Raw genomic sequence first — 18,039 nt, 5'->3', positions numbered from 1 at the left:
GGAAGACCGGAATGACACCCCAGGACATCAGCCGCCAAACCGCCGAGATCTGCCAGCTGGCCCCCGTGGTGCCGGTACTCGTGGTCGAGGACGCGGCCCATGCGCGCGGTCTGGCCGAGGCCCTTGTCGCAGGCGGGCTGCCCGCTCTGGAAGTGACGCTCAGAACGCCCGCCGCGCTCGACGTGATCCGCGAGATGGCGGGTGTCGAGGGCGGGGTCGTCGGCGCAGGGACTCTGCTGACGCCCGAGGACGTGATCGCGGCGAAAGAGGCGGGCGCGCTGTTCGGCGTCTCGCCGGGGGCGACCGACCGGCTTCTCGATGCCGCCGAGGACGCGGACCTTCCAATCCTGCCCGGCGCCGCCACGGCGACCGAGGCGATGCGGCTGCTCGAACGCGGCTACAGCGTCCAGAAATTCTTTCCTGCCGAAGCCTCTGGCGGTGTGCCAGCGCTCAAGGCCATCGGCGCGCCCATCCCGCAGGTCCGCTTCTGTCCGACAGGTGGCGTGAGCCTGTCCAATGCACGCGACTATCTGGGTCTGTCGAACACGCTCTGTGTGGGTGGTTCATGGGTTGCGCCGAAGGACGCGGTGCTGGCGGGCGACTGGGAACGGATCACGGCGCTCGCGTCGGAAGCGGCAGCGCTGTCGGCCTGACCTGACCGGCGGCGGTCAGGAGCCTGCCCCGCCGCCGCTCCGGCGCCCCCGCGCGCCACCGCGCCGCCCCGAGCGCGGCGTCTCAGCCAGCGCTTCGGTCAGAACCTTCGTCATGGGGTGGTCGGGATGGCCGGCGGCGTAACGGTCCAGAAGCTGCCGCACATGTTCTGCGCTGTCTTCGCCGACGGGCACGCCAATCGCCCAGTCCAGAAAGATCGACCGGCATTCCGGTTCCTCTATCCCTTCGATGCGATAGCTCTCGCGGATCAGCCCTTTCGGGTCCGAGCGGTCGGTGTCGTTGCGTGGCATCGCGTGCTGTCCTTCGAAAACGGCTTTTGCGGACTTAATCCGGCAGGTCGCTTTCGCCAAGGCCCTTGTCGATCAGGGCGGCGGCTTCGCCCGCCATGTCGTCCAGCGTGGTCATAAGCGCCTCCAGGCTGCCCTGCCCCGATTGCCGGACGAGAAAGTCGGCGGCGCTTGCGCCCGCATCCTCGGCGCGAAGCGGACCCGAGGACATCAGCCGCGCCGCCGCCTGCACCTGCCAGAGCGTCTCGTATATCTCGTCGAGGATCGCAGCATCCTCAGCAGCGAGGCCAAGCGCCGGGGCCGCCGCCGCGATCTGCGCGTTGATCCGGCGGACAGGGCGCCCTGCCAGAAGCGTTCCGGCTTCGGCAAAAAGCTCGATATCCTGAAGCCGCCCCGCCCCCGCCTTGACGTCGAGCGCATGGGAGGCGGGCCGCGCCTCGGCCAGACGGCGGCGCATGTCGCGGACATCCTTGAGCGTGCTCTCCCGGTCCCGGTCCCGCGCCAGAAGTTCGCGGCGGAATGCCTCGACCCGGTCGCCAAGCGCCGCGTCACCCGCAACGCGACGGGCGCGGGTCAGGGCCAGATGCTCCCATGTCCAGGCCTCGTTGGTCTGATATTCTCTAAACGACTCGAACCCCGTCGCCACGGGCCCCTGCCGTCCTGACGGCCTGAGCCGCATGTCCACTTCGTACAGCCGCCCCTCGGCGGTCGGAGCCGAGACCGCGGTCACGAGGGCCTGCGTCAGGCGTGCGTAATAGGCGCGGGTCGCCAGCGGGCGTCGGCCTTCAGACGCCTCGACCCCCTGCCCGTCATAGATGACGATCAGGTCAAGGTCCGAACCGGCATTCAGCCGCCCGGCCCCGAGCGACCCCATGCCCAGAACCGTCGCCCCGCCGCCCGGTGGCTGTCCGTGCTTCTCGGCGAAATTCGCTACCACGACGGGCCAGAGCGCCGACAGCGTCGCCTCGGCCAGATCGGCATAGTCGCGGCCCGCCTCGGCGGCGCTGATCAGGCCGCGCAGGTGGTGGACGCCGATCCTGAACTGCCATTCCTTTTGCCAGAGCCGCGCCCGGTCGAGCCGCGCCTCATAGTCCGGCTGACTGTCCAGCTCGCGGGTCAGGTCCGCCGTCAACGCCGCGCATCCCGGCCAGTCCGAAAAGAAGCCCCCGCCGATGACCGCGTCGAACACCCCGCTGTTCCGCGACAGGTACTGACCCAAGGCCGGTGCCGTGTCGACGATATCCACGACGAGGTCCAGCAATTGCGGGTTTGCCTCGAACAGAGAAAACACCTGAACGCCCGCCGGTAAGCCACTGAGAAAACCATCGAAATGCAGAACGGCCTCGTCCACGCTCCGGGCTTCGCAAAGCCGCCGGATCAGGGCCGGCCGCATCCGGTCGAAGATCTCGACCGCGCGTTTCGAGCGAAGAGCGGGATAGCTTTTCCAACGCTGCACGATGCTCTCAGAGTTCTCGGAGAGTTCTGGCTGATCCTCCGCCGCACTCTCCTTGGGCGCGCCCGGCACGAAAAACGGCTCGGTCAGACAGGAGACACGATGGAACCGTTCCTCGATCTCCCTGGAATATTCAGCAGCCTCGACACCCGACAAAGCCGCAATGCGGGCAAAGTCCTCTTCCGTGGCAGGCAGCGTCTGGGTCTGCTGGTCGGCCACCATCTGCAAGCGGTGTTCCAGCTCGCGGAGCGCGCGGTAATCCTCGGTCAGTTGCCGTGCGTCGCCCTCTCCGATCCAGCCTTTCTTCGCCAAAAGCGCCAGCCCCTCGACCGTCCGGGGCGATCTCAACTCCGGATCGCGCCCGCCCGCGATGATCTGCCGGGTCTGGGTGAAGAACTCGATCTCGCGAATGCCGCCCTGCCCCAGCTTCACGTCATGGCCCAGATGCGAGACCGGCCGCGTCAGCCCTTTGTGGTCGCGGATCCGAAGCCGCATGTCATGGGCATCCTGAATGGCCGCGAAATCTAGATGCCGCCGCCAGACGAAAGGCGTCAGCGTCTTGAGAAACCGCTCGCCCGCCGCGATGTCGCCCGCCGCTGCGCGCGCCTTGATATAGGCTGCGCGCTCCCACGTCCGGCCAAAGCTTTCGTAATAGCGTTCCGCGGCTTCCATCGACAAGGCCACCGGCGTGACCGAGGCATCGGGCCTGAGCCTGAGGTCGGTGCGAAAGACGTACCCGTCCGCCGTCCGTTCGGAAAGTGTCTTGGTCATGCGCCGGACCGCCCGCACGAAGCTGGCCCGCGCGTCGGCATAGTCGGCGGGATCGAATCGGGTCTCGTCGAAAAGGCAGATCAGGTCGATGTCCGAGGAATAGTTCAGCTCGCCTGCGCCCATCTTGCCCATGGCGATCGCGACAAGGCCGCCGCCCGTGGCCACGTCATCGGGTCCCTGCCCCGGAAGCTTGCCGCGCCGGACCTCAGCCGCGACAGCTGCCGTCAAGGCGCGAGAGGTTGCGAGGTCGGCAAAATCGGTGAGCGTCTTCGTGACCTCTTCCAGCGACCAGACACCGCCCAGGTCCGCAAGCGCCGTCAGAAGTGCGATCCGCCCCTTGGCCCGGCGGAGCGCGTGATCGAGCGTCTCGTCCGGCGCGTCGCGCGTCTCTGCAAGGACGCCCTCGCGTGCGGTTTCGGGATCACCGGCGAGCGTATCCATCAGCCAGTCGGCCTCGCGTACGGCCAGTTCGTGCAGAAAGGGCGACGCCCCTGCCGTTCCCGCAACGAGCTCGACAAGCGTCCGGTCCAATCCGCCAAGGCGGCTCTCGATATCTTCGGCACGATCCCGATCCACGGGGCGCGGCAGACGGCTGAGGCGAGCGGCGAATGTCACGCGGGTTTCCTTCCGTTTTCCCGAACGCTATCAGGCCCGTGAACCCGACGCCAAGCCCGGAAGACCCATGAGCAAGAGCCTGAAGCGCGTTCGCGCCGCAATCGAGGCCGCGGGCCTCGACACCACCATCCTCGAGATGCCCGGCGGTACAAGAACCGCCGCCGACGCGTCCCGAGAAGCTGGCTGCGAGATCGATCAGATCGCCAAGTCGATCATTTTCCGGGGCGAGACCACCGGCAACGTTGTCCTGTTCATCACCGCGGGCGGAAGGCAGGTCGATCCGGTGCGTGCCGCCGCGCTTGCGGGCGAGGCTCTTGGGCGCGCGGATGCCGATTTCGTTCGCCAGACAACGGGCTTCGCCATCGGCGGCGTGGCCCCTCTCGGACACCTGACCGAGCCACGCATATTCTTCGACAGAACCCTGTTGGGATTCGAAACGGTCTACGCCGCAGCCGGGACGCCCAGGCATATTTTCTCGGTCGAACCGCGGGCGCTTCAGCGAATTTGTGATGCGCAAGTGTCTGATTTCATATCATAATAAAATAAATGTAAAAAACATTCACATAAAGTCTTGATTGAGAAGCCCCGACCTCCGATATCTGGGATGTGAAACGAATTCACATTCAACCGAAACGGATATTGGAGCACCACAGATGACCACTGCCTCTCTTCACGCCACCCCTGCTCATCGCGGGACCTGGCTGACCCGCGCCGAGGCCTGGCTTGACGACCGGGGCAAAGGCGCCTGGATCGCCGCGATGGTCCTTGGGTTCATCTTCTTCTGGCCGGTCGGCCTGGCGCTTCTGGCCTACATGATCTGGAGCAAACGCATGTTCAACGGTAGCTGCGCCAAGCGCACCCGCTACGCCCACACCGCCTTCAAATCCTCGGGCAACAGCGCCTTCGACGCCTACAAGGCCGAGACGCTGCGCCGCCTGCAGGACGAACAGGACGCCTTCGAGGCCTTCCTCGACCGGCTCCGCGAAGCCAAGGACAAGGCCGAGTTCGACCAGTTCATGGCCGACCGCGACAGCCGCAAGAGCCGCGATATCGACGGCGACGCGGCAGAAGCCTGACACGAATGTCCGGCGGCCCCCAAAACGGGGGCCGTTTGGCGGATGAACGGGGACAGCCTACATGACAGATATGACCCAATACCAAACTTTTGACGCCGGCGGCCTGCCCGACCCGGTCACCGAAGCCGAGTTCTACGCCGATGTCCCGACCAAGCGTCTCATTGCGTGGTTCGTGGATATCGTTCTGATCTCGCTTCTGACCGCCCTGGTGACCATCCTGAGCCTTTTCACGGCACTCTTCATTCTGCCCGTGGTCTACGGCGTGATCAGCTTCGTGTACCGCTGGGTGTCTCTCACGCGGCGCTCGGCGACGCCGGGAATGCGTCTTGTTGCGCTAGAGATGCGCCGCGCCGATGGCGACCGTTTCGACGGACCGACCGCGCTGATGCACACTGCCGGATATTTCGTCAGCGTGGCGGTGTTCCCGCTGCAACTGATCTCGATCGTTCTCATGCTGATGAGTGAACGCCGCCAGGGCCTGACCGACATGGTTCTCGGGACCGCGGCGCTCAATCGCGAGGCGCGCTGACGCCCTCGAAATTGGCTGCATAAAAATGTGGCGGGTCGACGATTGGATTGCTAACGTCCCGATGGACAGCTTGATCGATCGACCCGCCCAATGCGCCACACGCTACCCTTAGCGCCGCAATTCTATGTGACGGCTCCGCAGCCCTGCCCCTACCTCGAGGGCCGGATGGAGCGGAAGTTGTTCACGGCGTTGCAGGGCGAATATGCCGAGAAGCTGAACGACACCTTGTCGAAGCAAGGCTTCCGGCGGTCCCAGAACGTGCTTTACCGTCCGTCCTGCGCCGAGTGCTCTGCCTGCCTCTCGGCCCGTATCCGTGTCGCTGATTTCGAGCCTTCCCGCAGCCAGCGTCGTACTGCGGCCCGGAATGCCGACCTTCGCCGCGAGGCGACGTCGCCCTGGGCCACCGAAGAGCAATACGCGCTGTTCCGCGCCTATCTCGACAGCCGCCATGCAGACGGCGGCATGGCCGATATGGATATCTTCGAATTCGCCGCGATGATCGAAGAGACCCCGATCCGAAGCCGCGTCATCGAATATGCACGGACCGGAGACACGGGCCGGGACGAGCTTGCCGCGGTCTGCCTGACCGATGTCCTTGATGACGGCCTGTCGATGGTCTACAGTTTCTACGACCCCGATCTCGCCCGGCAGAGCCTCGGCACATACGTTATCCTCGATCATATCGACATCGCGCGCGATGCGGGTCTGCCCTACGTCTACCTCGGCTACTGGGTGCCGGGGTCGTCGAAGATGGGCTACAAGGCCAAGTTTTCGGCGGTCGAGATCTATACCGGCGGCGAGTGGCGCGATCTTGGCGATCCTGCCGAATATTCGTCTGACACGCATCCGCTCTCGACCGATCCCATCGCGGAACAGGTCGCCCGGATCAATCTGCCAGACACCCGCCCGACGCGAGGCTGAGACACGGACCGTCGCAGGGGCTCTGCCCCTCGCCGCTGGTGCGGCTCACCCCGGGATATTTCCGAACAGGCGAAGACAATTTGATTTAAATTGTCGCTTCTTCTTGACGGAAATACTCTGGGGGAGCCGAGCGGAGCGAGGCGGGGGCGAAGCCCCGATAGCGCCGCGCCGGGGGATGCCCCGGCGCGGTTCTCATCGGGTCAGTTCGGGATCAGGTCCGGAACGATGGTCACGATAGAGGGGAAGAACCAGAGGATACCGAGCCCCACAACCTGGATCAGCACGAAGGGAATGATGCCCCTGTAGATGTGCTGGGTCGTGACCTCTGGCGGGGCGACTCCTCTTAGGTAGAAGAGCGCGAAGCCGAAGGGGGGCGTCAGGAACGAGGTCTGCAGGTTCACCGCGATCATGATCGTCACCCATTTCGGATCGAACGTGCCGCCATAAATGACCGGCCCCACGATCGGGATCACGATGTAGATGATCTCGAGGAAGTCGAGCACGAAGCCAAGGATGAACAGCACCAGCATGACGATCAGGAAGACCTGGAATTCGTTGTCGAAGGAACGCAGGAACTGCTGGATGTAATGCTCGCCTCCGAAGGAAATGACCACGAGGTTCAGAAGCTGCGACCCGATCAGGATGGTAAATACCATCGAGGTCACCTTGGCCGTCTCGCGCACGACGGGGCTGAGCACGCCCGAGCGGAACAGGACCCAGCACGCGTAGAAGATGCCGAACATCGCGAAGAGATAGGCACCCGTGGCCACGATGTAGGCGACCCAGTTCTCGAAGCCGACCTCGGTCTGCGTTATGCGCAGGTCGAAGTTCACGCCGACGATGATCATGATCACGATGGCGAAAGCAGACTGGATGATGATTTTTCCAGACTTCTCTTCGTCGCGAAGCTTGCGGTAAGCCGCCAGCATGATCGCACCACCCGCGCCGAGCGCCGCCGCAGGCGTCGGGTTGGTGATGCCGCCCAGGATCGAGCCGAGCACCGCCACGATGAGGACGAGCGGCGGGAAGACCACGCGCAGCAGTTCGTTCTGTCCGAGGAGCCCCACCGCGTAGCGACAGGCCCAGAGCGCCACGATCAGCGGGATGGCGATCAGGAGGATCGTCGCGCCGGGCGACGTCACCGGCGAGACCAGCACCACGTCGACCAGCAGCACCGCCGCAAGCGCACCCAGCCCGATCCAGAGCGGACGCGGGTCCGACGACGGCGAGATGCCTCGCGCGGTGGTCAGCACCAGCGCCAGCAGCAGAACCGCGATGGCGATGCCGGTGCCGATGGGCGCGGCATTGGCGATGTTTTCCTGAAGCTGGACGACGCGTTCTTCGTCGGTCAGTTCATGCGACTCTTCGATACCGCCTGCAGCGTCGATGGCACGCTGCTCCTCGACCGCCTCATCCCAGGCCTCCTGCCCGTGCAGGTCGATCATCGCCTGCTGGCATTCGGGCGAGACATTCGTGCGGAGCGACGCGCCCGACCCTGCCTCGCTGAAGCTGTCCACATTCACGTTCTGGGACCCGATGACGTTAGCGCTCGACAGGACCATGAGACCAACGATCATCGCCACCGGCACGCCAAGGAACCAGGTCAGCCCCTCGTTCCGGGTTATGACCTCGGAGTTGGTCGCGCCCATCTCGACCGCCGGCGCCTTGGACGGGTTCAGAAGCGCGAAGCCGAAGGCGTAGAGACCGTAGAGCACCGCCAGCATAATCCCCGGCAGCAGCGCCGCCTGGAACAGCGTGCCGACCGAGACAACGGCGGGTTCGCCGAGATAGGTCAGCGCATCCGAGCAGCCCACCGTCTGCGCGCGCTCTTCCTGTGCCGCCGAGTAGAGGTCACCCGCCAGCGTGCCGAGAAGAACGATGACGATCGACGGCGGAATGATCTGCCCCAGCGTGCCAGACGCCGCGATCACGCCCGTGGCCAGTTCCGGCGAGTAGTTGTTCCGGAGCATGGTCGGCAGGGCCAGAAGGCCCATGGTCACGACCGTCGCGCCCACGATGCCGGTCGACGCAGCGAGGAACGCGCCCACGACGACGATGGACACCGCAAGGCCGCCAGGCAGCGGGCCGAAGACCCGCGCCATGGTCAGAAGAAGGTCATTGGCGATCCGCGACCGCTCGAGCGTGATGCCCATGAGCACGAACATCAGCACCGCCAGCAGGGTCTCGATGGACTGGCCCGCGAGAACGCGCTCGTTCATGCGGTTGACGATAAAGCTGACATTCCGGTCGAGCGCCGTTTCCCAGCCCTGCGGGAAGACCGGTTCGCCGAGGCGTGGCAGCTCGGGATACTTGAATATGGATATGTTCTCTGGCCGGACCCCCTCGGCGATCAGCGCCGCGTATTCCGCCGTGCCGCTGTCGATGGCCTGGTGGATAAGAAGTCCTGCGCTGTCCAGCCCGGCAATGATGCCGAAAGAGATGACAGCCGAACCGCCGATGGCGAAAGCCACGGGAAACCCCGAAAGGATACCGCCGAAGAGGCAGAGAAAGACGATCAAAAGGCCAATCTCGACGCCGTCTAGTCCGAAAAGCATGAGTTCTGTCCCTGTAAGTCGTCTTAGTGGTTAGCGTGCGCGTAGGCGGGGTCTTCGCCCGGCTCGAGCGTGTCCCGATCGAGGTATTTGTCCTCGCTGTCGGGGCCTTCCTTCCATTCCAGATAGGAGCGGTAGAAGAAGGCGATGGCCTGCAGGAAGACCAGAGCGGTGAAGAGCACCAGCAGGATCTTGAACAGGAAGTAGCCGTTGAAGCCGTTGGGCGAGAAGCCGATCGTCTCGACGTTCCAGCGGAAGGCGCGCGCCTTCATAAGCAGCCGGTCCAGTTCTTCCGAGGCCGAGGGTTTCGGCACAACGAGGTGGCGCCACAGGAAGTACCAGCCGTACATCCAGGTCAGAACGGCGGCGGGCATCATGAAGAGAAGCGCGCCGAACATGTCGATGACGCGCTTGGCGCGATAGCTGACCGCCGAATAGATCAGGTCGACGCGGACATGGCCGCCCTGAATGAAGGTGTAGCTGACGCAAAGGCAGACGACGATCGCGTTATAGAACTTCAGCTCTTCGGACCACCATGAGATGTCCTTGGTGAAGGGCACCCCGAAGCCGAGACCGATCTCGGCGGTGGTGAAGATGCGTTGCACGAAGACGATGACGATCTGCTGGAGCACCATGATGAGGCCGGCCCAGGCGGCAACGCGTCCGACCGTGTTGCCGAACGCTTCGAGGACGCGGACAGCGCCCCACATGATGCTGTTCCGCCAGAGGCCGACGACCGTGAGAATGAGAAACGCGGTGAAGACCACGAAGAAGAATTCGACCGACCCGCCGTAGTAGATGAAGCGCATCACCGCTTCGGGATTCGACCAGTCAAGCCAGAGGCCCGGATGCGTCAGCGCATAGAAGAAGTTGTAGAATGCGAGCGCAATGTTCGTGAAGAACCAGACGATACCGTCGACCACGGGTCCCCTCCTCCTGGTCAGGTCGTTCAATCAGATGGACGGGTCCCCGGATGGGAACCCGCCGTTTTCTGTTTTCGGGGTGATTAGCCCAGAACGCGGTCGCGCTGCGTCCGGTAGGCGCCTTCCGAACGGGTCAGCCAGTTCGACGAAGACCGCATCGACGCCATCGCGCTGTCGTGGATGCGCTTGAACAGGTCGTCGCCCATGTTCTCGTCCAGCGTCGCGCGGGCTGCGTCGCCCATGGCATCCCAGACGCTGTCGGGGAATTCGCGAACCGTCACACCGCCCGACTGCAGACGCTGAAGCGCCGCACCGTTGTTGGTGAGGAACTGAGCAAGGTTCCACTGGTGCGATTCCGCAGCAGCGATCTCGATGACCTTCTGGTGGGCCGGCGAGAGCGACTCGAACACTTCGCGGTTGGTCGCCAGCGACAGACCCGCACCCGGCTCGTGGAAACCGGCGGTGTAGTAGATCTTGGTGATCTCCTGGAAACCGGCCTTTTCGTCGGCCCAGGGACCGATCCACTCGGTGCCGTCGATCGCACCCGAGGCGAGCGCCTGGTACACTTCCGAACCCGGCAGGTTCTGGACGCTGGCGCCCATCTTGCCGAGCGCCTGGCCGCCAAGGCCGGGCATACGGAACTTGAGGCCCTGGAAATCTTCCGGACCGTTGATTTCCTTCGCGAACCAGCCGCCGGCCTGTGCGCCGGTGTTGCCGCCGAGGAACGACTTCAGGCCGAAGATCTGGCCCAGCTCGTCATGCAGCTCCTGGCCGCCGTCATGGTAGTACCAGTTGGCCAGTTCCTGCGCCGTCATGCCGAAGGGCACGGCGGTGAAGAAGGCGTAGCCCGGGTGCTGACCGACGAAATAGTAGTCGGCACCATGGTACATGTCGGCCTGTCCGGCGGTGACGGCGTCGAACACTTCGAACGCGCCGACGAGTTCGCCAGCGGCCTTCAGGTCGACCGTCAGCGCGCCATCGGTCATCGCGGTGATGGTGTCGGCGCAACGCTGCGCGCTGTCATGCACGCCGGCAAGGCCGCGACCCCAGGTCGTGACGAGGGTCAGCGTCCGCTTGCCCTGCGCATAGGCCGGAGCGGCCAGCGTCGAAGCGGCAGCAGCCGCGGTGCCGCCGAGCGCGGTATTTTTCAGAAAAGAACGACGATCCATATGAGTTGGTCCTCCCAGTCGTTAACTGCCCGCGCGTCCGAAGACGCCCGAGCGGATCGTTGCAAGTGCGGCGGACCCTAGCGGGGCGACACCAGCGAATAAATACCCGTTAGTGGGTATCATGCGGTCGAATTGCCGATTTTTTTACCAAGTCTTGCACGAAACCCCGTCTCGGATAGGTTGATTCCCCAGATTTCGGCGGGCGACTCGCCCGGAGGAGACACGCTCATGGCGCCGTCCGCGCCCCCCAACGATCAGCGTCAGACCGTGCGCTACCGCCGCAAATTCTTCCTGATGGCGGCGGTTCCTCTCGTTCTGGCAATGGCCGCTCTGGCCGTTCTCGTCGCGATGCAGTCCCGCGACCTGGCCGAACGTGAAATCGCGGCGCTGGAAACGCAGCTGCTGAACGCCAAGAAGGAAGAGCTGCGCAACTATATCTCCATCGCGCGCACCGCCATCGGGGCGACTTACGGCAATGCGCTTCCCGACGACGAGACCGCGAAAACCGAGGTGGCGCAAACCCTGGCCGCAATGCTCTACGGTCAGGACGGCTATTTCTTCGTCTTCGACTATGACGGCAAGAACCTCGTGGCGCCGCGCCAGACCCATCTGATCAACCAGAACTGGCTGGGCCTCACGGATATCGAGGGCACGCCGATCACGAGCGAATTCATCCGTATTGCACGCTCGGGCGGCGGCTATCACACGCATCTCTGGTGGAAGCCGACCACGGGCGAACAGGCCGAGATGGTGACCTTCGTCATCGGGCTTCAGGATTGGCGATGGGCGCTCGGCACGGGCATTTTCATTGACGACATCCGCGACACGGTTGCGGCGGCACGCGCGGGCGTGGAAGAGCGGATTCAGAGAAATTTCCTCTATATCGGCGGCATCACGGCCCTCGCCCTGCTTCTGGTCTTTATTTCGGGGCTCTGGATCAACCTTCGTGAACGCTCGCTGGCGGATGCGGAACTCAAGCGGCTCACACAGCGCATCATCGACACTCAGGAAGAGGAGCGCGGGCGCGTGGCGCGCGAGCTTCACGACGGGATCAGTCAGATCCTCGTCAGCGTCCGCTATGCGCTCGATCTGGCGAGGCGGCGCGTGGCCACAGGCGACGCGCGCGCGGGAGAGAGCCTCGACAAGGGGATCGGCAGCCTGACCACCGCCATTCAGGAAGTCCGCCGGATCAGCCGGGACCTCCGCCCCGGCACGCTGGACGACCTTGGCCTCGGCCCGGCGCTGAAGACCCTGACGGACGAATTTTCGGACCGGACCGGTATCACCAGCGAGCTTGAGACCGTCGTGTTCCGGAACCGACTGGACGAGGATGCGAAGACCGCGCTTTTCCGGGTGGCGCAAGAGGCGCTGACGAATATCGAGCGGCATTCGGGCGCGAGCCATGTGGCGATGCGGGTCTGGGGCCACAAGACCGGCGCGACACTCAGGATACAGGACAACGGCCACGGGTTTCAGCCGACCGAAAAAAGGGGCGGTCTGGGGCTCCGCAACATGCAGGAGCGTGTCGAACAGCTTGACGGCACGCTTCGTGTGCTGTCATCGGAAAGCGGCACCGTGATCGAGGCCGAGGTCCCGCTGACCCACCTCCTCCGTCCCAACGCCAACACGAAGGAAACCGCATGAGCGAGCGCGTCCGCGTCCTGATCGTTGACGATCACCCGATGGTTGCCGAGGGGATCGAGGCCATTCTCGACACCTATGACGATCTCGAAGTGGTCGGCACGCTTTCGAACGGGCGCGACGCGGTGAACCGTGTGGACGAGCTCTGCCCCGACGTGGTGCTTCTCGATCTGAACATGCCGGGCGTGACGGGCTTGTCCGCGACCGAACTGATCCTCGAAAAGCGGCCAGAGACGCGCATCCTGATCCTGTCGATGCATGACGCCGCCGAATACATCTCGACCGCGCTCAGCCATGGCGCGATGGGATATATCCTGAAGGACGTGCCCACCGAAGAGATCAAGACCGCCATCGACAAGGTCATGAACGGCGAGCAGTACCTCTGCACCGGCGCATTTTCCTCGCTCAATCCCAAAAAGATCTCGGACGGGCGCGAACCGCTGACGTCACGCGAGCAGACGATCCTGCTGGAGCTGGCGCAGGGCAAGTCCAACCGCGATGTGGCCGATGCGCTGGAAATCTCTGTGCACACGGTCGAGACCCACCGCAAGAACATCAAGCGCAAGCTGGGTATCAGCTCGACCGCCGGCCTCACCCGCTATGCGCTGGAGCATGGCGTTCTGCAGGGGACGGGACGGCTCTAATCGTAGGTCTTGCCGAGCGTATCGGCCTTAGTCGCGCCCCGCTCTCCCATGGGACGATCCGGCCCGATGGTCGAATCGCGGGCGGTCTGATGTTCGATCTCGGCGTCGAACAGTGCGCCCAGAAGCACGATGAAGGCCGAAAGCCAGAGCCATGTCAGAAGCACGATGACGCCTCCGAGGCTGCCGAAGGTCTCGTTGTAATGCGCGAAGTTCGCGACATAGATCGCGAAGCCGATCGATCCGATGAACCAGAGCGCACTTGCCGCCACAGCCCCCGGCGTCAGCCAGCGCCACCGCGCGCGGCGTCTGGACGGCCCCCAGCGGTAGAGCATGGACAGACCGGCGACGAAGACCACCGCGATGAAGCCCCATCGTGCGGTACGGATCGTGGCCTCGGTTTCGATATCGAGAGGGATGAAGTTCAGGAGCGTTGGAAGGCCCACAAGAAGCAGCAGCAGCAAAAGCCCCCCGAAGAGAAGAGCGCCCGTCATCATGATGATCATGCCCCAGAAACGGAAAAAACTCCGGCTTTCAGCCTCTTCGAAGACGATGTTCAAACCGTGAATCAGGCTGGTGGTGGCGCGGGTCAGAAGATAGATCGCGAAACCCACACCGAAGGCGAGCGTCAGTGACAGCCCCTCGTCATCGGCGCCCGCGACCTCGTTCGCCTGATCGAGCAGGATTTGCGCCGCCTCTTCTGGCAAAAGAGCGGCGACGCCCTGAAGCTGGATCACGACAGCGCCCGGATCTGTGAAAAGGCCGGCCAGTGCCATCAGCGCGGCGATTGCCGGCAGAACGGCCAGAAGGGAATAGAAGGCGACACCGGCGGCGATCAAGCCGATCTGACTGGTGATCGTGCGCTTCACCACCCGGCGGATGATGTCTTGCCAGCCGCGCCAAGGAATATGGGACGGGCGTGCCGCATCGCGTCCGCGGGCCTCTTCTTCGGTGGGGTCGACTGAGCTCATGACAGAAGTGTAATCCGCGCGGACGCTCCGAACACCCCTCGAAGGAAATTTCAAACGAGGCCTTTTTTGCGCAATAACCGCAAATTCGCTGTTGACCCCCCTGACCTGCCCGCCTAGTTTCCCGGCACCTGATGGGAGCGGGACATGACCCCGATTGTCGTACTTGTAGGAACATGGCGCATGGGCCGGTAACGGACACCCAGACGGTACCCCATGCGCCCCCGAAAATCTCGGGGGCTTTTTTTTGCGCGGAACAAAGGACACGGGCGCGATGGCGAAGACGCAGATGACTGGAGCGAAAATGGTGGTCGAGGCCCTGAAGGATCAGGGTGTCGAAGTCGTATTCGGATATCCGGGCGGCGCGGTCCTACCGATTTATGACGAAATCTTTCAGCAGAATCAGATCAAGCATGTGCTGGTGCGCCACGAGCAGGGCGCCGTGCATGCTGCCGAGGGCTATGCGCGTTCGACGGGCAAGCCCGGCGTGGTTCTGGTGACCTCGGGTCCGGGTGCGACCAACGCGGTCACCGGGCTGACCGACGCGCTGATGGATTCGATCCCGATTGTCGTTCTGACGGGCCAGGTGCCCACCTTCATGATCGGCTCTGACGCCTTTCAGGAGGCGGACACCGTCGGCATCACCCGGCCCTGCACCAAACATAACTGGCTCGTGAAGGATACAGACCGGCTGTCCGACACGATTCACCAGGCCTTTCACGTCGCAACCAGTGGCCGTCCCGGCCCGGTTCTGGTCGATATCCCGAAGGACGTGCAGTTCGCCAGCGGCAGCTACGTGACGCCCAAGGCGGCGAAGCCGAGCCACTACCAGCCGCAGGTCAAGGGCGACATCGACACGATCACCGATCTGGTGAAGGCGATGGAGACGGCCAAGCGCCCGATCTTCTACACCGGCGGCGGTGTCATCAATTCGGGTCCGGCCGCCAGCCAGCTTCTGCGCGAACTGGTGGACGCCACCGGTTTCCCGATCACCTCGACGCTGATGGGCCTCGGTGCCTACCCTGCGTCGGGCAAGAGCTGGCTGGGAATGCTGGGGATGCATGGCCTCTACGAGGCGAACCTCGCCATGCATGACTGTGATCTGATGATCAATATCGGCGCGCGCTTCGACGACCGGATCACGGGGCGCATTCAGGACTTCAGCCCGCGCTCGAGGAAGGCGCATGTCGATATCGACCCGTCGTCAATCAATAAGGTCATCCATGTGGACTGGCCCATCGTCGGTGACGTGGCCCACGTTCTGGAAGACATCCTGAAGGTCTGGAAGGCGCGCGGCCGCAAGACCAATGCGGAAGGGCTGTCCAAGTGGTGGGCAACCATCGAGGAATGGCGCGCGGTCGACTGCCTGAAGTTCGAGCAGAAGGGCCCGACGATCCGCCCGCAGCACGCCCTTGCCCGCCTGGAGGCGCTGACCAAGGGGCACGACCGCTACGTATGCACCGAAGTGGGCCAGCACCAGATGTGGGCCGCGCAGTACATGGGCTTCGAGGACCCGAACCGCTGGATGACCTCCGGTGGCCTCGGCACCATGGGTTACGGCTTCCCTGCGTCCATCGGCGTGCAGATGGCGCATCCCGATGCGCTGGTCATCAACGTCGCGGGCGAGGCCTCGTGGCTGATGAACATGCAGGAGATGGGAACGGCGGTGCAGTACCGCCTGCCGGTCAAGCAGTTCATCCTGAACAATGAACGGCTCGGCATGGTCCGCCAGTGGCAGGAACTGCTCCATGGCGAGCGCTACAGCCACTCGTGGTCCGAAGCGTTGCCCGATTTCGTGAAGCTGGCCGAGGCTTTCGGTGCCAAGGGCATCAAGTGCGATGATCCGGCCGACCTCGATGACGCAATCATGGAGATGATCAACCACGACGGTCCGGTGATCTTCGACTGCCTCGTCGAAAAACACGAGAACTGCTTCCCGATGATTCCGTCGGGCGAGCCGCATAACAAGATGCTTCTGGGCGAGGCATCGACCAAGGACGCGATCAAGGAAGGCGGCGCGGTGCTCGTCTGAGCACCGCCCCGAAGGACGAAGACATGTCAGCACTCAAGATCAAAAAAGGCACTTCGCGGCACTCGGCCTACGACCTCCGCGATCCTCATGCAGAGGCGATCGAACGGCACACGCTGGCCGTCGTGGTCGACAACGAGGCCGGCGTTCTGGCGCGCGTCATCGGGTTGTTCTCGGGGCGCGGCTATAACATCGAAAGCCTGACCGTGGCCGAAATCGATCACACCGGGCACCGCAGCCGCATCACAATCGTGACGACGGGAACGCCCCATGTCATCGAACAGATCAAGGCGCAGCTTGGCCGGATCGTGCCGGTGCACGAGGTCCATGACCTTACCGTGGACGGCCCCGCGGTCGAACGGGAGCTTGGTCTCTTCAAAGTGGCAGGCACCGGCGACAAGCGCGTCGAGGCACTGAGGCTCGCCGACATTTTCCGCGCGAATGTCGTGGATTCGACGCTGGAAAGCTTTGTGTTCGAAATCACCGGCAGCCCCGAGAAGATCGACGCCTTCGCCGACCTCATGCGCCCACTCGGCCTGACCGAGCTGGCGCGGACAGGCGTGGCAGCCCTGTCGCGGGGCGAGATGCCTGCAGCCTGATCAGCCTTCGAGGTCTGCGATCAGGCGCTTCATCTCCTCAATCTCACGGCGTTGGGCGGCGATGATCTCGTCGGCCAGCGCCCGCACCCTCGGATCGGTGATGTTCGCGCGCTCGCTGGTCAGAATGGCGATCGAATGGTGCGGGATCATGGCCTTCATCCATGACACGTCGTCGACCGTCGATTGGCTGCGCACCAGCCAGAGCGATACAACGAAGACGAGGGCCGATCCCATCAGTATTGCGGCCTTCTTTCCGGCGCCGTCATACATCCCCCACATCCATGCCAGCATGACCACGGCCATGACGGCGCCCATGTAAAGCACCATGTAGGACCGCGTCTCGCTGAAGAAGACGTGGCTGAACTCCCAGGAATTTGCGTAAGTCAGAACGAACATCGCCACGACGGAGGTGGCAATCATGGCGAAGAAGCGCGGATAGCTGCCCATCGTAAATCTCCTTTTCCGTAAAACGCCGCCCTGCCCTGCACCGTTCCAAAAGAAAAGCCGCCGGCCCTTTCGGACCGACGGCCTCTTCGCCTCCGATCAGGCGATCAGAGGTTCTTGCCAAGCACCACCAGCGCATCGGCATCGTAGAGCTCGTCGAAGGACACGCGGTTGTCGTTGTTCGTGTCGATCTCGTTGAAGTCGATGGCGCTCAGATTGCGGTAGGTGGCCGCAAGTTCACCGAGCGAGGCAAAGCCCGAGCCGTCGGTGTCCACGTCGCTCAGCGACACAAGAACGTTCGAGCCACCGGCGTCATAGCGGCTGACGATGACCTGAGCCTCGGCGCCATAGAGTTCCAGCGCACTGATACGGTTGTCGTCATTCGCGTCGATATCGCTGAAGTCGCTCGCCGTCAGGCCGGGATAGGCCGCGACCAGCTCGGCTTCCGAGACGAAGCCCGAACCGTCGGTATCGAGCGCGGCAAGACCCTGGACACCACCTTCGACGGCGACGCTCCGGCCAAGGACAACCTGGGCGGCGGGCGCAGTGATCTCGACATTCGAGATCCGGCGGTCATCGTTCAGGTCGATGGCGTTGAAGTCGGACGCGGTCAGCGTCGGATAGGCTGCCGTCAGTTCGGCGCGCGAGGCGAAATTGTCGCCATTGGTATCGACCGATCCGATACCCGCAGCAGCGGCGGCGGTGGCAGTGAGGGCGGTGGTGGCAAGGGCCAGAGCAAAGGTTTTCAT

Annotated in this window: 17 protein-coding genes; 9 read left to right on the top strand and 8 right to left on the bottom strand. The window is 63.7% G+C overall.

Annotation, left to right across the window (positions count from 1 at the left end):
• The first annotated feature begins 11 nt into the window (after positions 1 to 11).
• Positions 12 to 653 carry a bifunctional 4-hydroxy-2-oxoglutarate aldolase/2-dehydro-3-deoxy-phosphogluconate aldolase gene (eda, locus tag GQ651_RS03830; RefSeq protein WP_160762881.1) on the top strand — a complete coding sequence of 214 codons (642 nt, stop codon included), beginning with the start codon at positions 12 to 14 and terminating at the stop codon, positions 651 to 653.
• A 15-nt stretch (positions 654 to 668) separates the two neighbouring features.
• Here the strand turns inward: eda and GQ651_RS03825 are convergent, their stop codons facing one another.
• Together GQ651_RS03825 and GQ651_RS03820 are read right to left on the bottom strand one after the other, a co-directional pair.
• Positions 669 to 962: a hypothetical protein gene (locus tag GQ651_RS03825; RefSeq protein WP_160762880.1), complete on the bottom strand. Its 294-nt coding sequence runs from the start codon at positions 960 to 962 to the stop codon at positions 669 to 671.
• Between the two features lie 34 nt (positions 963 to 996).
• Positions 997 to 3,798, bottom strand: a complete 2,802-nt coding sequence (locus GQ651_RS03820) for a bifunctional [glutamine synthetase] adenylyltransferase/[glutamine synthetase]-adenylyl-L-tyrosine phosphorylase (protein ID WP_160762879.1) — start codon at positions 3,796 to 3,798, stop codon at positions 997 to 999.
• Between the two features lie 67 nt (positions 3,799 to 3,865).
• On the opposite strand from GQ651_RS03820, the gene GQ651_RS03815 reads away from it, so the two are divergent.
• From GQ651_RS03815 to GQ651_RS03800, 4 genes are all read left to right on the top strand, one after another.
• A complete protein-coding gene (locus GQ651_RS03815; RefSeq protein ID WP_160762878.1) occupies positions 3,866 to 4,336 on the top strand; it encodes a YbaK/EbsC family protein in 471 nt (156 codons plus the stop codon).
• 115 nt (positions 4,337 to 4,451) lie between these two features.
• Positions 4,452 to 4,874 carry a DUF2852 domain-containing protein gene (locus GQ651_RS03810; protein ID WP_160762877.1) on the top strand — a complete coding sequence of 141 codons (423 nt, stop codon included), beginning with the start codon at positions 4,452 to 4,454 and terminating at the stop codon, positions 4,872 to 4,874.
• A gap of 61 nt (positions 4,875 to 4,935) precedes the next feature.
• Positions 4,936 to 5,403, top strand: coding sequence for an RDD family protein (locus GQ651_RS03805; protein WP_227257948.1), 468 nt, complete (start codon positions 4,936 to 4,938; stop codon positions 5,401 to 5,403).
• Positions 5,404 to 5,493: 90 nt separating this feature from the next.
• Positions 5,494 to 6,324, top strand: a complete 831-nt coding sequence (locus tag GQ651_RS03800; RefSeq protein ID WP_160762876.1) for an arginyltransferase — start codon at positions 5,494 to 5,496, stop codon at positions 6,322 to 6,324.
• A gap of 200 nt (positions 6,325 to 6,524) precedes the next feature.
• On the opposite strand, the gene GQ651_RS03795 is transcribed toward GQ651_RS03800, so the two are convergent.
• The 3 genes from GQ651_RS03795 to GQ651_RS03785 form a co-directional block, all read right to left on the bottom strand.
• Positions 6,525 to 8,879 (bottom strand): TRAP transporter large permease, encoded by a 2,355-nt coding sequence (locus tag GQ651_RS03795; protein ID WP_160762875.1) that lies wholly within the window; start codon positions 8,877 to 8,879, stop codon positions 6,525 to 6,527.
• 23 nt (positions 8,880 to 8,902) lie between these two features.
• Complete coding sequence (locus GQ651_RS03790; protein ID WP_160762874.1) at positions 8,903 to 9,799, bottom strand: TRAP transporter small permease subunit; 897 nt, start codon at positions 9,797 to 9,799, stop codon at positions 8,903 to 8,905.
• Positions 9,800 to 9,882: 83 nt separating this feature from the next.
• Positions 9,883 to 10,968, bottom strand: coding sequence for a TRAP transporter substrate-binding protein (locus GQ651_RS03785; protein WP_160762873.1), 1,086 nt, complete (start codon positions 10,966 to 10,968; stop codon positions 9,883 to 9,885).
• Between the two features lie 228 nt (positions 10,969 to 11,196).
• Between GQ651_RS03785 and GQ651_RS03780 the strand changes: the two genes are divergently transcribed.
• Both GQ651_RS03780 and GQ651_RS03775 read left to right on the top strand, forming a co-directional pair.
• Positions 11,197 to 12,612, top strand: coding sequence for a cache domain-containing protein (locus GQ651_RS03780; RefSeq protein WP_160762872.1), 1,416 nt, complete (start codon positions 11,197 to 11,199; stop codon positions 12,610 to 12,612).
• The gene (locus GQ651_RS03775; protein ID WP_160762871.1) at positions 12,609 to 13,253 is read left to right on the top strand and encodes a response regulator transcription factor; all 645 of its coding nucleotides are present in this window, start codon (positions 12,609 to 12,611) and stop codon (positions 13,251 to 13,253) included. The genes GQ651_RS03780 and GQ651_RS03775 overlap by 4 nt, the downstream gene beginning before the upstream one ends.
• Here GQ651_RS03775 and GQ651_RS03770 read toward each other — a convergent pair.
• The gene (locus tag GQ651_RS03770; protein WP_160762870.1) at positions 13,250 to 14,221 is read right to left on the bottom strand and encodes a YihY/virulence factor BrkB family protein; all 972 of its coding nucleotides are present in this window, start codon (positions 14,219 to 14,221) and stop codon (positions 13,250 to 13,252) included. The two genes, GQ651_RS03775 and GQ651_RS03770, sit on opposite strands and share 4 nt — an antisense overlap.
• A 271-nt stretch (positions 14,222 to 14,492) precedes the next feature.
• Between GQ651_RS03770 and GQ651_RS03765 the strand changes: the two genes are divergently transcribed.
• The gene (locus GQ651_RS03765) at positions 14,493 to 16,250 is read left to right on the top strand and encodes an acetolactate synthase 3 large subunit (protein WP_160762869.1); all 1,758 of its coding nucleotides are present in this window, start codon (positions 14,493 to 14,495) and stop codon (positions 16,248 to 16,250) included.
• 23 nt (positions 16,251 to 16,273) lie between these two features.
• Positions 16,274 to 16,846 carry an acetolactate synthase small subunit gene (ilvN, locus tag GQ651_RS03760; protein ID WP_160762868.1) on the top strand — a complete coding sequence of 191 codons (573 nt, stop codon included), beginning with the start codon at positions 16,274 to 16,276 and terminating at the stop codon, positions 16,844 to 16,846.
• On the opposite strand, the gene GQ651_RS03755 is transcribed toward ilvN, so the two are convergent.
• On the bottom strand, positions 16,847 to 17,293 hold the full coding sequence (locus GQ651_RS03755) for a DUF305 domain-containing protein (RefSeq protein WP_160762867.1): 447 nt from the start codon (positions 17,291 to 17,293) through the stop codon (positions 16,847 to 16,849).
• Positions 17,294 to 17,397: 104 nt separating this feature from the next.
• The gene (locus tag GQ651_RS03750) at positions 17,398 to 18,039 is read right to left on the bottom strand and encodes an EF-hand domain-containing protein (RefSeq protein WP_160763931.1); all 642 of its coding nucleotides are present in this window, start codon (positions 18,037 to 18,039) and stop codon (positions 17,398 to 17,400) included.

The organism is Kangsaoukella pontilimi, assembly GCF_009830125.1.
Classification (GTDB): domain Bacteria; phylum Pseudomonadota; class Alphaproteobacteria; order Rhodobacterales; family Rhodobacteraceae; genus Kangsaoukella; species Kangsaoukella pontilimi.
The sequence above is the reverse complement of the archived record's forward strand: the minus strand, read 5'-3'. Positions and strand labels throughout refer to the sequence as shown.